This is a genomic window from Speluncibacter jeojiensis, assembly GCF_029589495.1.
GTDB lineage: Bacteria > Actinomycetota > Actinomycetes > Mycobacteriales > Mycobacteriaceae > Speluncibacter > Speluncibacter jeojiensis.
The window spans coordinates 151,272-170,372 of record NZ_JAAIVF010000005.1 but is presented as its reverse complement, the minus strand read 5'-3'; the positions used below and the strand labels follow the sequence as shown (position 1 = coordinate 170,372).

General features: G+C 70.2%; 18 protein-coding genes. 9 read left to right on the top strand and 9 right to left on the bottom strand.

Annotated features, from left to right (window positions below; translation table 11 throughout):
- The first annotated feature begins 32 nt into the window (after nucleotides 1–32).
- The 3 genes from dusB to phoU all read left to right on the top strand — a co-directional run bounded on the left by dusB (nucleotide 33) and on the right by phoU (nucleotide 3,916).
- Nucleotides 33–1,229 carry a tRNA dihydrouridine synthase DusB gene (dusB, locus tag G4X40_RS15960; protein ID WP_408642233.1) on the top strand — a complete coding sequence of 399 codons (1,197 nt, stop codon included), beginning with the start codon at nucleotides 33–35 and terminating at the stop codon, nucleotides 1,227–1,229.
- Between the two features lie 369 nt (nucleotides 1,230–1,598).
- Nucleotides 1,599–3,170: an LCP family protein gene (locus G4X40_RS15955; RefSeq protein WP_408642224.1), complete on the top strand. Its 1,572-nt coding sequence runs from the start codon at nucleotides 1,599–1,601 to the stop codon at nucleotides 3,168–3,170.
- Nucleotides 3,171–3,238: 68 nt separating this feature from the next.
- Nucleotides 3,239–3,916, top strand: a complete 678-nt coding sequence (gene phoU, locus G4X40_RS15950; RefSeq protein ID WP_277833861.1) for a phosphate signaling complex protein PhoU — start codon at nucleotides 3,239–3,241, stop codon at nucleotides 3,914–3,916.
- A 96-nt stretch (nucleotides 3,917–4,012) separates the two neighbouring features.
- Here phoU and pstB read toward each other — a convergent pair whose 3' ends face one another.
- From pstB to G4X40_RS15920, 6 genes are all read right to left on the bottom strand, one after another.
- The gene (gene pstB, locus G4X40_RS15945) at nucleotides 4,013–4,789 is read right to left on the bottom strand and encodes a phosphate ABC transporter ATP-binding protein PstB (protein ID WP_277833860.1); all 777 of its coding nucleotides are present in this window, start codon (nucleotides 4,787–4,789) and stop codon (nucleotides 4,013–4,015) included.
- 28 nt (nucleotides 4,790–4,817) lie between these two features.
- Entirely contained in the window at nucleotides 4,818–5,726 is a 909-nt protein-coding gene (gene pstA / locus G4X40_RS15940; protein WP_277833858.1) for a phosphate ABC transporter permease PstA, read from the bottom strand.
- Nucleotides 5,726–6,814 (bottom strand): phosphate ABC transporter permease subunit PstC, encoded by a 1,089-nt coding sequence (gene pstC / locus G4X40_RS15935; RefSeq protein WP_277833856.1) that lies wholly within the window; start codon nucleotides 6,812–6,814, stop codon nucleotides 5,726–5,728. The genes pstA and pstC overlap by 1 nt, the downstream gene beginning before the upstream one ends.
- A gap of 55 nt (nucleotides 6,815–6,869) precedes the next feature.
- Complete coding sequence (pstS, locus tag G4X40_RS15930) at nucleotides 6,870–8,006, bottom strand: phosphate ABC transporter substrate-binding protein PstS (protein WP_277833855.1); 1,137 nt, start codon at nucleotides 8,004–8,006, stop codon at nucleotides 6,870–6,872.
- 203 nt (nucleotides 8,007–8,209) lie between these two features.
- Complete coding sequence (gene mshD / locus G4X40_RS15925) at nucleotides 8,210–9,097, bottom strand: mycothiol synthase (RefSeq protein ID WP_408642232.1); 888 nt, start codon at nucleotides 9,095–9,097, stop codon at nucleotides 8,210–8,212.
- 8 nt (nucleotides 9,098–9,105) lie between these two features.
- Nucleotides 9,106–9,867 carry a winged helix-turn-helix transcriptional regulator gene (locus G4X40_RS15920; RefSeq protein ID WP_277833853.1) on the bottom strand — a complete coding sequence of 254 codons (762 nt, stop codon included), beginning with the start codon at nucleotides 9,865–9,867 and terminating at the stop codon, nucleotides 9,106–9,108.
- Between the two features lie 215 nt (nucleotides 9,868–10,082).
- On the opposite strand from G4X40_RS15920, the gene G4X40_RS15915 reads away from it, so the two are divergent.
- The 6 genes from G4X40_RS15915 (at nucleotide 10,083) to G4X40_RS15890 (ending at nucleotide 14,222) form a co-directional block, all read left to right on the top strand.
- Nucleotides 10,083–10,871: an LmeA family phospholipid-binding protein gene (locus G4X40_RS15915; protein WP_277833852.1), complete on the top strand. Its 789-nt coding sequence runs from the start codon at nucleotides 10,083–10,085 to the stop codon at nucleotides 10,869–10,871.
- Nucleotides 10,868–11,350: a thioredoxin family protein gene (locus G4X40_RS15910; RefSeq protein WP_277833851.1), complete on the top strand. Its 483-nt coding sequence runs from the start codon at nucleotides 10,868–10,870 to the stop codon at nucleotides 11,348–11,350. Before G4X40_RS15915 ends, G4X40_RS15910 begins: the two co-directional genes overlap by 4 nt.
- 224 nt (nucleotides 11,351–11,574) lie before the next feature.
- Nucleotides 11,575–12,072 carry a DUF4395 domain-containing protein gene (locus tag G4X40_RS15905; protein ID WP_277833850.1) on the top strand — a complete coding sequence of 166 codons (498 nt, stop codon included), beginning with the start codon at nucleotides 11,575–11,577 and terminating at the stop codon, nucleotides 12,070–12,072.
- A 45-nt stretch (nucleotides 12,073–12,117) separates the two neighbouring features.
- Nucleotides 12,118–12,951 carry a sulfurtransferase gene (locus tag G4X40_RS15900; RefSeq protein ID WP_277833849.1) on the top strand — a complete coding sequence of 278 codons (834 nt, stop codon included), beginning with the start codon at nucleotides 12,118–12,120 and terminating at the stop codon, nucleotides 12,949–12,951.
- Between the two features lie 5 nt (nucleotides 12,952–12,956).
- Nucleotides 12,957–13,262 (top strand): DUF1416 domain-containing protein, encoded by a 306-nt coding sequence (locus G4X40_RS15895; protein WP_277833848.1) that lies wholly within the window; start codon nucleotides 12,957–12,959, stop codon nucleotides 13,260–13,262.
- Nucleotides 13,263–13,493: 231 nt separating this feature from the next.
- Nucleotides 13,494–14,222, top strand: coding sequence for an FABP family protein (locus G4X40_RS15890; protein WP_408642223.1), 729 nt, complete (start codon nucleotides 13,494–13,496; stop codon nucleotides 14,220–14,222).
- Between the two features lie 308 nt (nucleotides 14,223–14,530).
- Here the strand turns inward: G4X40_RS15890 and cydC are convergent, their stop codons facing one another.
- From cydC to cydB, 3 genes are read right to left on the bottom strand one after another with little or no spacing between them, the layout of a single operon-like run.
- Entirely contained in the window at nucleotides 14,531–16,336 is a 1,806-nt protein-coding gene (gene cydC, locus G4X40_RS15885) for a thiol reductant ABC exporter subunit CydC (protein WP_277833847.1), read from the bottom strand.
- On the bottom strand, nucleotides 16,323–18,068 hold the full coding sequence (cydD, locus tag G4X40_RS15880) for a thiol reductant ABC exporter subunit CydD (protein ID WP_408642231.1): 1,746 nt from the start codon (nucleotides 18,066–18,068) through the stop codon (nucleotides 16,323–16,325). Before cydD ends, cydC begins: the two co-directional genes overlap by 14 nt.
- Nucleotides 18,065–19,099, bottom strand: coding sequence for a cytochrome d ubiquinol oxidase subunit II (gene cydB, locus G4X40_RS15875; RefSeq protein WP_277833845.1), 1,035 nt, complete (start codon nucleotides 19,097–19,099; stop codon nucleotides 18,065–18,067). The genes cydD and cydB overlap by 4 nt, the downstream gene beginning before the upstream one ends.
- Nucleotides 19,100–19,101 lie beyond the last annotated feature (2 nt).

The window sequence follows — 19,101 nt, the reverse complement described above, 5'->3', positions numbered from 1 at the left end:
CGAACCTGTTCCCGGGCCCGCCACCGGGCACAATGGTCGTCGTGACCACCGTGGAAGAGCTGCCCGACACCGCCTGCACGTCGACCGAGCCCGCCCTGCGCATCGGCTCGCTGTCGCTGCGCAGTCCGGTGGTGCTCGCGCCGATGGCGGGGGTCACCAACGTCGCCTTCCGGACGCTGTGCCGCGAGATCGAGCAGGACCGCACCGGCTCGGCGGCGGGTCTGTACGTGTGCGAGATGGTCACCGCGCGCGCTCTCGTCGAGCGGCACCCGGTCACCATGCACATGACCACCTTCGGCCCGGACGAGACGCCCCGGTCGCTGCAGCTGTACACCGTCGACCCCGCCACCACCTACGACGCCGCCAAGATGATCGTCGACGAGAACATCGCCGACCACATCGACCTGAACTTCGGCTGCCCGGTGCCGAAGGTCACCCGTAAGGGCGGCGGCTCCGCACTGCCCTACAAGCGCGCGCTGTTCCGCCAGATCGTCGCCGGCGCGGTGCGCGCCACCGAGGGCACCGACATCCCGGTGACCGTGAAGATGCGCGTCGGCATCGACGCCGAGCATCACACCCACCTCGACGCCGGCCGCATCGCCGCCGAGGAGGGCGCCGCGGCGGTCGCGCTGCACGCCCGCACCGCAGCGCAGCGCTACTCGGGCACCGCCGACTGGTCGGAGATCGCGCGGCTCAAGGAACACGTCACCGGCGTTCCGGTGCTCGGCAACGGCGACATCTTCAGCGCCGACGACGCCGTCCGGATGATGGCCGAGACCGGTTGCGACGGCGTCGTGGTCGGTCGCGGCTGCCTGGGCCGCCCCTGGTTGTTCGCCGAACTCGCCGCCAAGCTGACCGGCCGTCCGGAGCCGACGCCACCGAACCTCGGCGAGGTCGCCGCGATCATGCGCCGGCACGCGGAACTGCTCGCCGCGCACCACGGCGAGGAGAAGGGCTGCCGAGAGTTGCGCAAGCACGTCTCCTGGTACATGCGCGGCTTCCCCGCCGGATCCGACCTGCGAGTCGCCTTGGCCCTTGTCGACACCCTCGACGAGTTGGGCGAACTGCTCGCGCAACTCGATCCGACCGTGCCGTTCCCCAAGGACGCCGAGGGTCCGCGCGGGCGCCAGGGCTCGCCGGGCGCCGTCGCGCTGCCCGAGGGCTGGCTCGACGACCCCGAGGACTGCGCGGTGCCGCTGGCCGCCGACGTGATGAACTCGGGCGGCTGAGCCCCGCGCCCCTCCGCCGGATCGTTCCTGTCGATCGACCCGGTAGCCTGTTTTCGATCGCTGACGCACGCGAGTGCGCTGACGGACGAGAGCTGAGGTGTGGGCAGGGTGGGTGATGACCGCACGCCCGACCGTCCGCCTGCGGGTAACGGTCCGTCCGTGCGTCGCTCCTTCGACGCCGACCCCGAGAGCTCGAAGCACTCCGTCGCCGATCTGCTGCGCAAGATGAACGGCGGGCGCAACCCGTCCCCGCCCGGGCCGCCACGGCCCGCACCGCCGACACCGCCGCATGCCGAGCCGCCCCGGCCCGAACCACCTCGCGCCGAACCACCCCGCGCCGACCCGCCGCGAACGGTGCCGCCCCGAAGCGTGACCTCCCGCGGCGGCGGTCGTGGTCGCCGCGCGGGCCTGCGGGCCGGTCAGGTCGTGGTCGCCATGGCCGCCGCGATCAGCCTCCTGGTCACCGGTGTCGTCTGGGGATATCTCAAGTCGACCGACGGCCAGTACACCCGGATCGACGCGCTCGACCAGGACTCGGTGGACGTGCGCGATCCCGGCGGCCAATACGGCGACGAGAACTACCTGATCGTCGGGACCGACAGTCGCGCCGGCGGCAACTCGAAGGTCGGCGCCGGCACCACCGCCGACGCGGACGGCGCGCGGTCGGATGTCGTCATCCTGGTGAACATCCCGGCCAACCGCAGCCGGGTCGTCGCCGTGTCGTTTCCGCGGGACCTGAACGTCACCCGGCCGACGTGCACCGGCTGGGACAACGACAAGGGCGAGTACACCGGCGCTCTGGTCGCCTCGGAGTCGGACGTCAAGCTCAACGGCACCTACGCCGTCGGTGGGCCCAAGTGCCTGGTCAAGGTCATCCAGAAGATGTCCGGGTTGAAGGTGAACCACTTCGTCGGCATGGACTTCTCGGGCTTCGAGTCGATGGTCGACACCGTCGGTGGGGTCACCGTGTGCACGACCATGCCGTTGGTCGACGACGAACTTGGCACCGTCCTGCGCAAGGCAGGCCCGCAGCGGATCAACGGCAAGACCGCACTGAACTATGTGCGGGCCCGCAAGGTCGAGGCCGAGGGCAACGGCGACTACGGGCGCATCAAGCGCCAGCAGATGTTCCTCTCCTCGCTGTTGCGCGCGGCGCTGTCGAACAAGGTGCTGCTCGATCCGGGCAAGCTCAACGGCTTCATCTCCGCATTCACCCACTCGGCGTTCGGCGACAACCTCGACACCCAGGCGCTGCTCAAGCTCGGCCAGTCGTTGCAGAGCGTCGATGCCGGCGCGGTCACCTTCTTGACCGTGCCGACGTCGGGTACCGACGACTACGGCAACGAGACCCCCCGCCTGCAGGACATCGAGAACATCTTCAACGCGATCATCGACGACGATCCGCTGCCGGGCGAGAAGAAGGACGACGAGCACACGGCCGGCAAGAACACCACCGAAGGGGACGCCGCGCACCAGGCCGCGGACACGCGGTCGCTCGCCGACCGCACGGCCCCGTCACGCTCGTCGGCCACGCTGACCGCGGTGTCGCCGAGTTCGGTCTCTGTGCAGGTGCGCAACGCCACCAAACGGTCCGGGGTCGCCGGCACCGCCGCGGACGCCCTGGGCGACGAGGGTTTCCAGATCGCGAACATCGGCGACTACACGCACTCCTCGGACAAGACCATCGTCCAGTTCTCCGGTGGCAACGAGGCGGAGGCCGCGACGGTCGCCTCGGCACTGCCCGGCGCGGTGTTGCAACGCACGGACGATCTCGACTCGGTCGTCGAGGTCGTCATCGGCACCGACTTCGCCGGCCGGGTGCGGACGCCGGCCTCGTACGGCACCGAGGTGCACCCCGTGATCGCCAGCGACAGCAACGATCCGGGCTCGCTGCCTGCCGACCTGAGCGTGACCAACGCCGCCGACACCACCTGCGGCTGACCGACGTTCATCCGACGTTCATCCGACGGTGGTGACGAACACCACCCCACCCCGTAGGCTTGTCCCTCGTGCGCGTTGCCTACCACGAACAGATGAGTGACCTTGCCACGCAGCTGGCCGACATGTGCCGGCTCGCCGAGGAGTCCATGGAACGGGCCACCGAGGCCCTGCTGCAGGCGGACCTTTCGCTGGCCGAGCAGGTGATCACCAAGAACGAGCAGATCGAGCAGCTGAGCGTCTCCTGCGAGGAGAAGGCCTTCGCGCTGCTCGCGCTGCAGGCCCCCGTCGCCGGCGATCTGCGCCAGGTCATCAGCGGGATCCAGATCGTCGCGGACCTCGACCGGATGGGCGCGCTGGCCCTGCACGTCGCCAAGATCACCCGGCGCCGGCACCCGAATCATGCGCTGCCCGAAGAGGTCAACGGCTACTTCGCCGAGATGGGCCGGGTCGCGGTCGCGCTCGGCGCCGCCGCCCGCGAGGTGCTGCTGACCCGCGACCCCGAACGCGCCGCGCGCCTCCAGGAGGAGGACGACGCGATGGATGACCTGCACAAGCACCTGTTCACCGTGCTGATGGACCGCGACTGGAGCCACGGTGTCGCGGCGGCGGTCGACGTGACGCTGCTGGGCCGTTTCTACGAGCGGTTCGCCGATCACGCGGTGCAGGTGGCGCGGCGGGTCATCTTCCTGGCCACCGGCCGCATGCCCGGTCAGTTGCCGGAGCACGAACTGCTACAGGAAGACTGACGTAGGACACACAGGCGGCGCCGACGCTCGCGACTGCGAGCACCGGCGCCGTTTGTGTGCCCTGACCGTGCAGCCATACCGGTCTGCTGCGGGGACCTAACCGAAGCGGCCGGAAATGTAGTCCTCGGTCGCCTTCTGCGACGGGTTGGAGAAGATCTGCTCGGTGTCGTCGATCTCGACGAGCCGGCCGGGCAGGCCCACACCGGCGAGGTTGAAGAAGGCGGTCTGGTCGCTCACCCGCGCGGCCTGCTGCATGTTGTGGGTGACGATGACGATGGTGAAGTCCTTCTTCAACTCCGTGATCAGGTCCTCGATCGCGAGCGTGGAGATCGGGTCGAGCGCCGAACAGGGCTCGTCCATCAGCAGCACGTCGGGCGAGACCGCGATCGCGCGGGCGATGCACAGACGCTGCTGCTGACCGCCGGACAGGCCGCCGCCCGGCTTGTCGAGGCGGTCCTTGACCTCGGTCCACAGGTTCGCGCCGCGCAGCGACTGCTCGGCGATCTCGTCGAGCTCCTTGCGGTTCTTGACGCCCTGCAACTTCAGGCCGGCGACCACGTTGTCGCGGATCGACATGGTCGGGAACGGGTTCGGCCGCTGGAAGACCATGCCGATGGTGCGGCGCACGGCCACCGGGTCGACGGCGGATCCGTAGATGTCCTCGCCGTCGAGCAGCACCGATCCCTCGACCCGGGCGCCGGGGGTGACCTCGTGCATGCGGTTGAGCGAGCGCAGCACGGTGGACTTGCCGCAGCCCGACGGGCCGATGAACGCGGTGACGCTGCGCGGCGGAACGGACAGCGCAACGTCGGCCACGGCGTGGAACTTGCCGTAGTAGATGTTGACGTCCTTGAGGTCCAGGCGCTTGGCCATCAGTGGGTTCCTAACTGGAGATCAGGGGTCATCGGGATTTGACCGACGACAGTCGGGCGATCAGCTTCGCGGCGATGTTGAGCACCGCGATGATCAGGATGAGGGTCAGCGCGGCGCCCCAGGTGCGGTCCGATCCGGCCTGGGTCGGGTTGTTCATCTGGTCCACCATCACCCCCGGCAGCGAGCCCATCTCGCCGCCGAACATGTTGAAGTTGATGAAGGGCGCGTAGCCGACCAGGATCAGCAGCGGCGCCGTCTCGCCCATCACCCTGGCCAGCGCCAGCATGACACCGGTGATGGTGCCGGGCAGCGCGGTCGGGATCACGATGCGCAGGATGGTCTTCCACTTCGGCACGCCCAGCGCGTAGGACGCCTCCCGCAGGTCCTGCGGGACGATGCGCAGCATCTCCTCGGTCGAGCGCACCACCACCGGCACCATCAGCAGCACCAGTGACAGCGACACGGCCAGCGCTGACTTGGGGAAACCGAAGGTGGCCACCCAGAGTGCGTAGATGAACAGCGCGGCCACGATCGACGGGACACCGCTGAGGATGTCGACCATGAAGGTGGTCAGGCGTCCCAGCTTGGACGTGCCCGCGTACTCGACGAGATACACCGCGACGAGCAGACCCAGCGGGATCGAGATGGCCGCGCATACCGCGCCCTGCATCACGGTGCCGACGATCGCGTGGTAGACGCCACCTCCCGGCGACGCCGCCGCGAGCCCGCTGAGCGAATGCGTGAACCACGTCGGGCTGACGATGGCGGGCAGTCCCTTGGCGATCACCGTGTACAGCACCCAGCCGAGCGGCACGAGCGCGATCACCACGGACAGGCTCACCAACACGGTGGCGGCGGTGTTCTTGACCCGGCGACGCGTGTTGAGGCCCTCGAAGGTCGCCCGCTTCACGGGCCGGTTCAGTGTGCCGGTACTCATCAGGACTTCCTTCCCCGCGACACCGCCGCGCGCGCCGAGGCGTTGACGACGAAGGTGAGCACGAACAGCACCAAGCCGGCGGCGATGTAGGCGCCCGCCTGGATGTTGTTGTTGAACTCGGCGTAGCCGAGGGCGATCTTCGAGGCGATGGTCGCCCCGCTGTCGAACAGCGACCAGCCGAACCGCTGGGAGGTGGTCTGCAGGATCAGGTACAGCGCCATCGTCTCGCCGAGGGCGCGGCCCAGGCCGAGCATCGAGCCGCTGACGTAACCGGACTTGCCGAACGGGATGACCGCCATCCGCACCACCTCCCAACGGGTCGCGCCTAGCGCGAGCGCCGCCTCGATGTGGGAGGTCGGGGTCTGGGCGAAGACCTCACGGGTCACGCCGGTGATCACCGGCAGGATCATCACCGCCAGCACGATGCCGGCGGTGAAGATGGTGCCGCCGCCGGCGACGGAGCCGGATCCGCTCTTGAACAGGAACAGCCAGTCCAGGTTCCGGTTGAGCCATTCGGCGACCGGCCGGATCGCGGGGGCCAGCACGAGCAGGCCCCACAGGCCGTAGACGACCGACGGGACCGCGGCGAGCAGATCGATGACATAAGCCAGCGGCCCGGACACCTTCTTGGGTGCGTAGCGGGTCAGGAAGATAGCGATGCCGAGCGACACCGGCATGGCCAGCACCAGCGCGAACAGCGACACCAGCACGGTGGCCTGGAACAGGTCCGCCACGCCGAACGCCATGTGGGTGATGTCGACGGTGGCCCACTCGTGGCTGGTCAGGAAGTTGACCTGGTTCCGCGACAACGCCGGCACCGCACGCCAGACGAGGAACACCGCGATTGCGCCGATCAGCACCGTGATGAAGATCGCCGACCCGGAGGTCAGCGTGGTGAAGATGCGGTCACCGGGCCGAACGACCTTCTTGGTCTCGTTCGTGCGCGGTCCGGCCGTCCCCAGCGTGCTGATCGGTGCCTCCGGTGGTGGGTTCTGCTGTGCCCCCGCGACGCCCGCCGGAGATCCGGCATCGCCGGACTCCGGGCGGGCGTGACGCGGTGTGGAGGTCCTCGTCGGTGCCTCGCTCATCTCACCTGAGACCTCTCGCGTCCAAATATATGGGCATCTCGCTCGGTGTCACCGATCAGGACGCCGGTGCGATGGCGTTGATCGAGGTCATCAGCTTCGTCTTGATCGTGTCGGGCAGCGGCACGTAGCCGAGCGCACCGAGGCCCTGCTGGCCCTCGTTGGCCGCGCTCGTCAGGAACGACTTGACCGCCTCGGCGGTGTCCGCGTCGTACCCCTTGGAGCAGACGATGTCGTAGGAGGCGAGCACCAGCGGGTAGGCGCCGGGCTCGTTGCTCGAGTACATCGCCTTCAGATCCAGCGTCAGGTCGTCGCTCGCCGGGTTGGCGAACTTGGCGGCGGCCACCGACTTGGCCGCGGCCTCGGTGCTGAGCGCGACCGGGCCCGAGCCGCTGTCGAGACTGGCCGTCTGCAGCTTGTTCTGGGCCGCGAAGGACTCCTCGACGTAGGCGATGGAACCGGGGGTGGTCCGCACCGCCTGGGCGACTCCGGCCGAGCCCTTCGAACCGTTGCCGACCCCGCCGACGAAGTCCGATCCGGCGCCCTTGGTCCAGGCGCCGTGCGAGGCGGCGGTCAGGTAGGTCTGGAAGTTGTCGGTGGTGCCCGAGGAGTCGGACCGGTAGACCACGCCGATCTGCTGGTCGGGCAGTTTCACGCCCGGGTTCAGCGCGGCGATCGCCGGGTCGTTCCAGTTCTTGACCGACCCGTCGAAGATCTTCGCGATGGTCTCGCCGTTGAGGACCAGGTTGTCGACACCCGGCAGGTTGTAGGCCATCGCGACCGGGCCGAACACCATCGGCAGGTTCCAGGCGTCGGTGCCCGCGCACCGCTGTTTCGCCTTGGCCGCCTGGTCGCCCTTGATCGCCGAGTCGGAACCGGCGAAGTCGATCTGCTTGGCGATGAACTGCGTGCGTCCGTCACCCGATCCGCTCGCGGTGTAGGCGACGTTCTTGCTCTTGCCCTTGGAGTTGCACACCTCGATGTACTTGGCGGTGAACTGGTCCATCGCGTTCTTCTGCGCGGACGAACCGGCGGCGGAGAGCTTGTCCTTGCCCGCGCAGCTCGCGCTGGAGGCCGGCGTGACGCTGCCGGACGCGGACGAGGCCGCGTTGTTGTCGCTGCCGCATGCCGTGAGCGAGGCCACCGCCACGACCCCCACCAGGCCGACCAGGGCGGAACTGCGCTTGAGGTTCACCTGTTGCCTCCATCTGTACGGGCAGCCCTGTGCCGCCCAGGAAGCAAGGTAGGGGCGGCGTATGGACGATCATCCGACTCCGGGTGAACAAAAGATGAACAGCGACGTCCGATTGCCTGTGATTCCTGTCGCCCCGGAGTTTCGGGGCCCGTGAGGTGTCGGGCGCGGAGGTGTCGGGCGCGGAGGTGTCGGGCGCGGAGGTGTCAGGCTCGGGCGTAGGCGACGTCGGTGTGGAACCGCGTGAAGCCGAGCCGCTCGTAGGTCCGCACGGCGGCACCGTTGTCGGCCTCAACGTAGAGCAGCACCGCGGGCAGCCCGAGTCGCTGCAGATGATGCAGCCCGGCGAGCGTCAGCAGCCGTCCGAGTCCACGCCCCTGCGCCCTGCGGTCGACGCCGACCACGTACACCTCGCCGAGCGCGGGTTCGTCCCGCTGCGCCGGATGCACCTTGGTCCAGTGGAAGCCGAGCAGCGTCGCCGGATCGTCGGCGGCGAAGGCCAGGAACACCCCGTCCGGGTCGAACCAGGACTCGGCCCGGCGCTCCGCGATGTCGCTCTCGGTCCACCCGCCCTGCTCGGGATGCCAGTCGAAGGCGACGTTGTTGACCCGCAGCAACTCCGCGTCGTCCGCCTCGCCCCGATAGGTGCGCAGCACCAGGTCGCCGGGTACCTCGAGTGCGGGCAACGGCGGGTCGTCGAGCCGTCGGCGCAGCTGCAGCAACTCGCGCGCGGCAGCCAGTCCGAGCCGACCCGACAACGCCTGCGCCGGCGGCAGGTCCCCGTGCGCCCAGACCCGCGCACCGGGGCCGCCGAGGTCGAGCGCCGCAGTCACCAGCGCCGTGCCGATGCCGCGACGACGGTGGCCGGGGTCCACGACGACCTCCACCATCGCAGGCTCCGCCGTCACGTTCGCGTAGCCGACGACCGTGTCGCCGAACCGGGCGACCAGATGCCGCGAACCGTCCGGTCCACGCAGCGAGCGCAACACCTGGTCGCCGACCGGTGCGGTGCCGTCGACGGCACCGGCGTCCGCGCAGATCTGGCGCACCCGTTCGGCGAGCTCCGATGTGACCGCCGTCAGCGGCGCCGAGATGGTCGCGATCACGCCAACCCCAATCCGTCGATCTCCGCAGTGCCCTGGTCCCCGGCGCTTTCCGGTTGCGCCCCGACGGGCTGAGGCTCGGCGCCGGCGGTGCGTGCGGGACGGACCGCCTTGTACCCGACGTTGCGGACGGTGCCGATCAGCGACTCGTACTCGGTGCCGAGCTTCGCGCGCAATCGGCGCACGTGCACGTCGACCGTGCGGGTGCCGCCGAAGAAGTCGTATCCCCACACCTCTTGCAGCAGTTGCGCGCGGGTGAACACCCGGCCCGCGTGCTGCGCGAGGTACTTGAGCAGCTCGAACTCCTTGTAGGTCAGGTCCAGCGGACGACCGCGCAGCCGCGCGGTGTAGGTGCCCTCGTCGATGACCAGCTCGCCGAGCGTGATGGTGTCGGCTTCCTGTTCCTCCCCGACCGCACGCCCCCGCCCGACCAGGAGGCGCAGCCGGGCGTCGAGTTCCGCCGGACCGGTCCCCGAGAGCAGGATGTCGCTCAGTCCCCATTCCGGGTTGACGGCGACCAGGCCGCCCTCGGTGAGCACCGCCACCACCGGGACATCCCCCACCGTGCTGGCCAGCAGCCGGCACAGTCCGCGCGCCGCAGCCAGGTCTGTCCGCGCGTCGACCAGCGCGATGTCGGCCGCGTCGGCGTCCATCAGCGAGGACACCTCGGCCGCGGCGGTCCGCACGGTGTGCGAGAGCAGACTCAAGGACGGCAGCACAGCATCAGGTGTGGGATCAGACGTCAACAGCAGTAGATCCACGCAACCTCCTGGTGGAGCATCGCACCACGGCTGGGGCACCAGGGCCTGCAAGCGCGTGGTCCTCGCCGTCGTCGGCGCTGGAGACAAGATTAGCCTGTGGGCGGCGACGCCCGACGCCAGCCGCACTGGTCACTTTCGCCACACCCGGCACACGCGCCCTGCGCTCCGGGCAGCCACGGATGCCCACACGGATCGACGTCCGTCACAATGTGCAGGTGCGCAAACTCATCGTCAGCCTGCTCGCCCTGGTGGTCGTCGCCGTAGGCGTGGACTTCGGTGCCGCCGCGTACACCGAGTACCACCTGTCGCGGGCCGTCCGGCAGGGCGCACACCTCGAGTCCGATCCCTCGGTGACGATCGCGGGGTTCCCCTTCCTCACCCAGGTCGCGGCCGGCCGCTACGACAAGGTGAGCATCCTCGCGAAGGGCGTGCACACCGACTTCGCCGGGCCGGTGACCATCGCGGCCACGCTGCGTGGCGTCGAACTGCCGCCGTCGAAGCTGATCGGCAACAGCGTCGACTCGGTCCAGGTCGACCATCTCGACGGTCGGATGATCATCGACCAGACCAGCCTCGGCCAGGCGCTCGGCATCCCCGACCTGGAGGTCTCCGCCCCCCGCGGACAGTCCACCGAGGCGGCTGCTGTGCGGCAGTCCACCGGCGTCGTCGATGCCGGCGGTGTGGTGCTGACCGGCACCGTGCCGGTCGGCCCGGCTACTGCGAAGGTCTCGGTGCAGGCCGATCTGCTGCTGGTCGGCAACCAGGTGCGGATCGCCGCGTCGAACTTCTCGGTCGGCGACCCCGACACCCCTGTCGCCGAGGTGCCCGAACCGCTGCGCCCCGCAGTCCTCGCGCTGTTCAACAAGACCATCGACCCGCAGGATCTTCCCTTCGGCGTCACCCCCACCGAGGTCCATGTCGACGGATCGCAGATCGTGATCGAGGGCTCGGCCGAGCACGTCACACTGTCGGTCGACGAGTTCGAGGGAGCCACCACCCGATGATTCCGCTGATCGTGCTCGCCGTCGCCGTCGTCATCGCGGTCGCAGTGGGCCTGGTGCTGCGGCAACGGGCGGGCCGGGTCCGGGCCGGCGCGTCGCCGACCGGTGGTGTCGACGCCGACGACTCGGGCCTGCGCGGACGGTTGGTCGCCGCGGGCGTCTCGACGACCGGCCCCACCGTGCTGCACTTCTCCGCCGACTGGTGCGGACCGTGCGCGGGCGTGCGCCGCGCGGTCGCCCAGGTGGTGCGCGAACTCGGCGTCTCCACCGGTGCGCAGATCACCGACCTGGAACTCGACATCGACGAACACCCCGCTCTGGCAAAAGAACTGGGCGTGCACTCCCTGCCGACCACCTTCCTCTACGACGCCGCGGGCGCCCAGCGCCACCGCATCTCCGGCGTCCCCGCCATCGGCGACCTCCGGGATGCCCTGCGCCCATTATGTGGAACCGATGAGCCGCCCGCCGGGACGAACGGGTAGGGTGTTCGACGTGTCCAACCGCTCTGAGCTGATGCTCACTCGACGCCGCGCAGTCGATCTGTGCCGCCTCGGCGGTTGTTGCTGTACCTGTCGCTGATCGATCCGCCGGCTCGCCGCGCCTGAGCGCCGCATCCCTGATCGCCCGGACCGATTACCCCCTCCCCTTCGCGGGACGGCCGAATCTCTGTCGGGCCCACCCGCACCTAGCGCAGGAGCACCTCATCATGTCGACTCTCACCTCCCCGGTCACCCAACCCCAGGTGGACGTCCGCGGGCCCCGGTTCGCGGCCTGGATCACCACCGCCGCACTGGTCGTGACGCTGGTGGTGGCCGCGTTCTCGCCGATCGCCGCGGGTCTGGTCCTTGCCGTCCAGGCGGTCGTGTTCGCGCTCGGCGCGTTTCTCGGCCCGCGTCGCAGCCCCTATGGCGCCCTGTTCGCGAACGTCGTGGCGCCGCGGCTGTCTCCGGTCCGCGAGCGCGAGCCCGTCGCCCAACTGAGGTTCGCCCAGCTGGTCGGGTTGATCTTCGCGGTGGTCGGTGTCGCGGGCTACCTGGGCGGGCTGCCGCTGATCGGCACCATCGCCACCGCCTTCGCGCTGATCGCCGCGCTGCTCAACGCCGCCTTCGGCATCTGCCTCGGCTGCCAGATGTACCCGCTGGTGGCCCGGCTGCGCCGCGCCCCCGCGGGCGCCTCCCCCGACTCCCCCACCCCGGCGACCTGACCAGGTCGCAGCCAACCATCACAGAAAAGTAAGGAAAGGATCCACATGGCTCGCTCTGATGTCCTGGTCACCGCCGACTGGGCCGAGCAGAATCTCGACTCCCCGAATGTCGTCTTCGTCGAGGTCGACGAGGACGTGAGCGCCTACGACGGCGGCCACATCCGCGGTGCGGTCAAGCTCGACTGGAAGACCGATCTGCAGGACCAGGTCCGGCGCGACTTCGTCGACCAGGAGCAGTTCTCCGCGCTGCTGTCCTCGCGCGGCATCTCCAACGACGACACCGTGGTGCTCTACGGCGGCAACAACAACTGGTTCGCCGCCTACGCCTACTGGTACTTCAAGCTGTACGGCCACAACGACGTCCGCCTGCTCGACGGTGGCCGCAAGAAGTGGGAGCTCGACGCCCGCCAGCTGGTGACCGACGTCCCGAACCGCCCGGCCACCGAGTACAAGGCCGCCGCGATCGACAACACCATCCGCGCGTTCCGCGACGAGGTCATCGACGCGATCAACACCAAGAACCTGGTCGACGTGCGGTCGCCCGACGAGTTCTCCGGCAAGATCCTGGCCCCGGCGCACCTGCCGCAGGAGCAGTCGCAGCGTCCCGGCCACGTGCCGAGCGCGATCAACGTGCCGTGGAGCAAGGCCGCCAACGAGGACGGCACCTTCAAGTCGAACGACGAACTGGCCAAGATCTACGCGGACGCCGGCCTCGACGGCGCCAAGGAGACCATCGCCTACTGCCGCATCGGCGAGCGGTCCTCGCACACCTGGTTCGTGCTGCAGGAGCTGCTGGGCCACCAGGGCGTGAAGAACTACGACGGCAGTTGGACCGAGTACGGCGCCCTCGTGGGCGCTCCGATCGAGTTGGGAGCGTAAGTCAAATGTGCGGAGCACCTGTGCAGGCCCAGACCCTGCCCGCGGGCGTGGACACCGAGAAGGAGACCGTCATCACCGGTCGCGTCCTCGCTGCTGACGGCCAGCCGGTCGGCGGCGCCTTCGTGCGCCTGCTCGACGGCACCGGCGAGTTCACCGCCGAGGTCGTCGCCTCGGCCACCGGCGACTTCCGATTCTTCGCCGCCCCCGGGACGTGGACGCTGCGTGCGCTCTCGTCCACGGGCAACGGCGACGTTCAGGTCAGCCCGACCGGCAACGGCATCCACCAGGCCGACGTGACCGTCTCGGCGTAGCCGGACGATCAGTGGCCGTCGCGGCGTAGCCGAACCGGCGCAACACACTTCGCCCCCGGGCGCGGTTTCGGTCCCACCAGGGATCGAATCACCGCCCGGGGGCGAAGTCGTCTACGCGTGGGGCTAAGGTGAGTTCGTGGTCATCTTCTTCGACATCCTCCTGGTGCTGGTCTGCGTTCTGATCGCCTGGTTCAGCATCTACACCGTCTACCGCCTGGTGACCGACGAGTCGTGACCGACCAGTCGCAGGCCCCGGTTCCGGACGACGACGCGTCGCCGGAGACGGGACCGTCCGAAACCGGGTCGTCGACGCCCGAGCCGGCCGTACCCGGCACGCCGGGCGTGGTCCGGGGTTCCGGTGACCGCGCCGTCGCCGCGGCCGCCGAGCGCGCCAAGCACACGTCCGATCGGAACGTCCCCTCGCTGTCGGGTCTCCCCGTGCCCGAGGACACCGCGAACCTGCGCCTCGGCCCGAACCTGAACGACGAACTCCTCGCGCTGATCCCGCTGGTCGGGGTCTGGCGCGGCGAGGGCGAGGCCGACAACGCCGAACTCGGCAGTCATCACTTCGGACAGCAGATCGTGATCTCGCACGACGGCGGGAACTACCTGGTCTGGGAGTCCCGCTCGTGGCTGCTCGACGAGTCCGGCGAGTACGTGCGCCCCACCCTGCGCGAGTCCGGATACTGGCGGATCAGCGACGACGACGTCATCGAGTTCGTGGTGACGCACAGTTCCGGCGTGGTCGAGTTGTTCTACGGCGCCCCGCTGAGCCAGTCCTCCTGGGAGATCGCCACCGACGTGGTCATCCGCACCGCGACCGGCCCGCAGTACGGCGGCGCCAAGCGCCTGTACGGCATCGTCGAGGGCGGCGACCTGGCCTATGTCGAGGAACGCATCCAGGGCGACGGCGAGATGCGACCGCACCTGTCGGCACGCCTGCAGCGCTACGTCGGCTGAACCCCGCCGCGCGGGCATCTGCTCGCATGATCGCTGCCCGCTCGCATGATCCCTGCCCCGGAAACGGGGCGACCCCCGAACCATACCGGCGTCGGACGATCAGAGCGTCTCGGGCGCGGGTCCCGGCTGGACAGCCGGGGGCTCGGGGGTCGGGCGACTGCCGGGGATTCGCCAGCCGCGTGCGCGGTCAGTGAAACTCCATCGGCGCCACTGAACTCCGTCAGCAACGTGCGACTAGCTGACAGTCACCTCACGTGTCCACAAGTCATTCAACTTCAGACCACCTCCTTCCTCGTGTAGACACGAAGCTACGCCCGGCCCATCGCGTCGGCAACGCATTTTTCCGCCGCTTCGTCCGCCGCTTTTTCCTTGACTTCTCCTGCGCCACTCTCCCCCGCCCGTGCGGGGACGTCGTCACCGGCGACGCACCCTGCGCCGCCGCCGATCTCGATCACCGCATCGGCTTCGGTCCGCGCCGGCAACTGGTGGGTCACCACCAGGACCGTGCGCGCCGGATCGATCAGGCCCGACCGTCGGTCCAGCAGGCGCTGCAGCAACTCGGCACCGGCCGCGGCGTCGAGATGTTCGGTCGGCTCGTCGAGCAGCAGCACCCGAGCCGGGGCCAGCAACGCGCGGGCCAGCAGCAGCCGGCGCCGCTGCCCACCGGAGACCGCCGCGGCGCCGCCGGTCAGCACGGTGTCCAGGCCCTGCGGCAACTCCGCGCACCACCGGCCGAGCCCGACCTGCGCCAGCGCGTCGAGCAGTTGTTCGTCGGCGGCGTCCCCGCGGGCGACGCGCAGGTTCTCGCGAACCGTGGTGTCGAACAGGTGCGCATCCTCGGCGAAGAAACCGACGCGGGCGCGTAAGTCCGGTTCGCTCAGATCGGTGGTCGCGGCGTCGCCGACGAGCACGTCGCCGCCGCGCGGCGGCAGCAACCCGGCCAGCGTCATGAGCAGCGTGGTCTTGCCGGCGCCGCTCGGACCGACGACCGCAACCCGGTGGCCCGGGCGCAGGTCCAGTTCCACCGGGCGGTCCGTCGCGGGACCGTCCGGCCAGCCCGTACACAGTTCTCGCGCCGTCAGCCGCGGCGTCGTCGGGATCGCCGGCGGGGCTTCCGGCTGCACACCGTCTTCCGCCGCGGAGACCGCGGTGCCGGCCCGGTCGAGCAACGCCATGATGCGCCGCGCGGCGGCCCGCGAGCGGGTCAGCTGCACCGCCGCGTCCGGCAGCACCGCCATCGCCTCGAAGGCGGACAGCGGCACCAGCACCAGGATCGCCAGCGCCATCGGTGTCATCGCGGTGTGCGCGTAGAGGTCGATTCCGATCAGCAGCGAGCCGAGTACCGCCGCCCCCATGGCCAGCGGGGTGGCCGCGGTCGCGAAGGCCGCCGGCAGCGCGGCGCGGTCGACGGCCCGGACCAGCCGGTCCTGCTCGCCGTGCGCCCGGCCCAGAACACGGCCCAGGGTTCCTGCCACCCGCAGTTGCGGGGCCTGGTCCAGCGCCAGCACCGCCGCCGCGCTGTAGCGGGAGGCGGCGGCGACCCCGGCCCGTTCGGCCGCCGCGGAGGCTCGTGCGGACAGCGCCGGCGCGACCACCCCGGACATCACCAGCGCCGCCGCGAGCACCGACGCCGCCGTCGGGGAGATCCAGGCCAGCAGCCCGACCGCGGCGGCCGCCAGCACGATCGCGACCCCGATCGGCAGCAGGGCACGCACCACCACGTCACCGATGGCGTCGACGTCGGCGCCGGTGCGCGCCGACAGGTCGCCGCGCTGGATGCCCTCGACCGCGGCAGGGTCGCCGTCGGCCAGGCGCCGGTAGATCTGTTCACGTGCCGCGGCCATCCCGCGCAGGGCGGTGTCGTGCGAGGCCAGCCGCTCGAGGTAGCGGAACAGCCCGCGGCCGATGCCGAGCGCCCGCACCGCGGTCACCGCGACCGACAGCATCAGCACCGGCGGCATCTGCCAGGCTCGCGTGATCAGCCATGCGGACAGCGCCGCCAGCGCGAGCGCGCTGCCGAGCGCACCCACCCCGGCCGCCAGCGCCGCCGCCACGCGCCACGGCGGCAGGTGCAACAGCCGGACCGCACGCCAGAGCGGGTCACGCGCGAACATCGGCCACCTCCGAAGCCGCCACCCGGACCACCCGGTCCGCGGCCGCCAGCACGGCCGGACGGTGCCCGACCAGCAGCACCGTGCACCCGGCCGCCGCCCGTTCGCGGATCGCGGCGAGCACGCGCGCCTCGACCGCCGGGTCCAGGTGGGCGGTCGGCTCGTCGAGCAGCAGCACCGGCGCATCGGAGACCAGCACACGGACCAGGCCCAGCCGCTGTCGCTGCCCGAGCGACAGCCCCACCCCGCCGGTCCCGACCGTGCTGTCCCACCCGTCCGGCAGCCCGGCGAGCACCTCGTCGAAGCCCGCGGTCCGCGCGGCCGCCGCGAGGTCGGCCTCCGGAACCGGGTCGATGCCGGTGGTCAGCCGCAGATTCTCGGCGAGCGTGCCGGGGATCAATGCGGTGTGCTGCGGCAGCCAGGCCACCCGTGACCACCACGCCTTCCGGTCGCAGCCGGTCAGGTCCACGCCGCCCACCGTCACCCGGCCCGAGTCGGGCACGATCAGCCCCAGCAGGACCTCCAGTGCGGTCGACTTGCCCGCGCCGTTCGGTCCGGTCAGCACCGTCACCCGGCCCGGCTCGGCCGTCGCCGTCAGCCGGTGCGGGGCATGCCCCGAACGCGCCCGCACGCTGACGTTCTCCAGTTCGACGGACACGTTCCGGACCGGCGGCGCGGCGGTGCCCGCCGCCACACCCGCGGACCGTTGCTCGATGATCGCGAAGGCGTCGTCGGCCGCGGCGACCCCGTCCTCGGCGGCGTGGAACTGGGCGCCGACCGTGCGCAGCGGCAGGTACACCTCGGGCGCGAGGATCAGCGCGATGATCCCGGCCTGCAGGCTCATGTCGCCGAACACCAGTCGCAGTCCGATGCTGACCGCGACCAGCGCGACACACAGGGTCGCCAGCAACTCCAGCACCATCGCGGACAGGAACGCCAACCGCAGTGCGGCCATCGTGGTCGTGCGGTGTGCCTCGCCGAGCGCCCGCACCCGCGCCGCCGGACCGTGTTGACGGCCGAGCGCCCGCAGCGTCGGCAGTCCGGCGATCAGGTCCAGAAGTTGCGCCGAGAGCCTGCTCATCGCACGGAGTTTCGCCGCGGCCCGCCCCTTGGTGAGCAGTCCGATCAGGATCATGAACACCGGGATCAGCGGCAGCGTGGCAAGCACGATCCACGCCGAGGTGAGGTCCTGGGTGAAGATCACCGCCAGCGTGATCGGCGTGACCGTCATCGTGAGCACCAGCGCCGGCAGGTAGCCGGTCAGGAACGGCCGCAGCCCGTCGAGGCCCCGGGTGAGCACGGTGACCAGATGCTCACGGTCGGCGACCAGCCGGCGCGGGTCGCCGGTCGCCGCCGCGGTGAGCACCTCCGACTTGAGTTCCGCGACGACCCGCAGCGCGGCGCGATGCCCGAAGCGGGCGTTCACCCAGGTCGCTGCGGTGCGCACCGCGATCGCCGCCGCCAACACGATCAGCTCGAACCGCCAGTCACCGAGGGTCCGCCGAGTGGGGTCGGTGATCACGCCGCCCAGCACCCGCCCGATCATCAACGCCGACACGATCACCGCCGCCGCCGTCACCAGACTGGCCGCGACGGTCAGCACCAGGTGGCCGCGGGCCGCACGCGAGTACCGCCACAACCTCGGATCGACGGGGCCACGCCGACGCGGCGGGTCTGCGACGGGTGGTTCTGACGCGGGTGGATCTGCCCTGACGGACACCGCCACTGTGCTCAGTCCTTCGCCGAGGCCAGCGGCAGGCCGACCGACGGCGGGATGTGGTCGACGTGGATGCGCTTGCGGAACACCCAGTACGTCCAGCCCTGGTAGAGCAGCACGATCGGGGTCATGAAGCCGGCTGCCCACGTCATCACCATGAGGGTGTAGTGACTCGACGACGCGTTGTAGATCGTCAGGCTGTACGCGGGATCGGTCGTCGACGGCATCACGTTCGGGAACAGCGAACCGAACAGCACGACCATCGCCGAGATGATCGCGACCGTCGTGAACACGAACGCCCAGCCCTCGCGCGCGGCCTGGGTCAGCGCGACCACCGCGAGCAGGGCGATGGCGGCCAGCCCGACGAACACCCACGTCCACGCCTTGCCACCGTGTGCGAGCTGCGTCCACAGCACGAACCCGCCGGCCACCGGGACCGCCGGAAGCGCCAGCCACGCAGCGGTCTTCACCGCGTCGGTGCGGACCTCACCGTCGCTCTTGAGCGCCAGGAACACCGCTCCGTGCAGCGCGAACACCAGCGCGGTCGTCACCCCGCCGAGGATTCCGTACGGGTTGAGCAGCTCGAAGAACCCGGAGGTCACCCGCTTGTCGGCGTCGATCGGCACCCCGCGCACGATGTTGGCGAAGGCCACCCCCCACAGGATCGCCGGCACCCACGAGCCGATCCCGATCCCCCAGTCGCACCGGCGACGCCACTTGTCGTCGTCGATCTTGCCGCGGTACTCGATCGCGCAGATCCTCAGGATCAACGCCACCAGGATGACCAGCAACGGGATGTAGAAGCCCGAGAACAGCGTCGCGTACCAGTCGGGGAAGGCCGCGAACATCGCGCCGCCGCCGACGATCAGCCACACCTCGTTGCCGTCCCACACCGGGCCGATGGTGTTCAGCATGACCCGCCGGCGGGTGTCCGACCGGCGGCCGAGCATCGGCATCAGCATGCCGACGCCGAAATCGAAACCCTCGAGCACGAAGTAGCCGGTGAACAGCACCCCGATGAGGATGAACCACCACTGCTGCAGTCCCATGA

Coding starts and splice junctions, on each gene's coding strand:
- dusB (WP_408642233.1), top strand. CDS start 33: ATGGTCGTCGTGACCACCGTGGAAGAGCTGCCCGACACCGCCTGCACG.
- pstB (WP_277833860.1), bottom strand. CDS start 4,789: ATGGCCAAGCGCCTGGACCTCAAGGACGTCAACATCTACTACGGCAAG.
- pstA (WP_277833858.1), bottom strand. CDS start 5,726: ATGAGTACCGGCACACTGAACCGGCCCGTGAAGCGGGCGACCTTCGAG.
- pstC (WP_277833856.1), bottom strand. CDS start 6,814: ATGAGCGAGGCACCGACGAGGACCTCCACACCGCGTCACGCCCGCCCG.
- G4X40_RS15910 (WP_277833851.1), top strand. CDS start 10,868: ATGATTCCGCTGATCGTGCTCGCCGTCGCCGTCGTCATCGCGGTCGCA.
- G4X40_RS15905 (WP_277833850.1), top strand. CDS start 11,575: ATGTCGACTCTCACCTCCCCGGTCACCCAACCCCAGGTGGACGTCCGC.
- G4X40_RS15900 (WP_277833849.1), top strand. CDS start 12,118: ATGGCTCGCTCTGATGTCCTGGTCACCGCCGACTGGGCCGAGCAGAAT.
- G4X40_RS15895 (WP_277833848.1), top strand. CDS start 12,957: ATGTGCGGAGCACCTGTGCAGGCCCAGACCCTGCCCGCGGGCGTGGAC.
- cydC (WP_277833847.1), bottom strand. CDS start 16,336: ATGTTCGCGCGTGACCCGCTCTGGCGTGCGGTCCGGCTGTTGCACCTG.
- cydB (WP_277833845.1), bottom strand. CDS start 19,099: ATGGGACTGCAGCAGTGGTGGTTCATCCTCATCGGGGTGCTGTTCACC.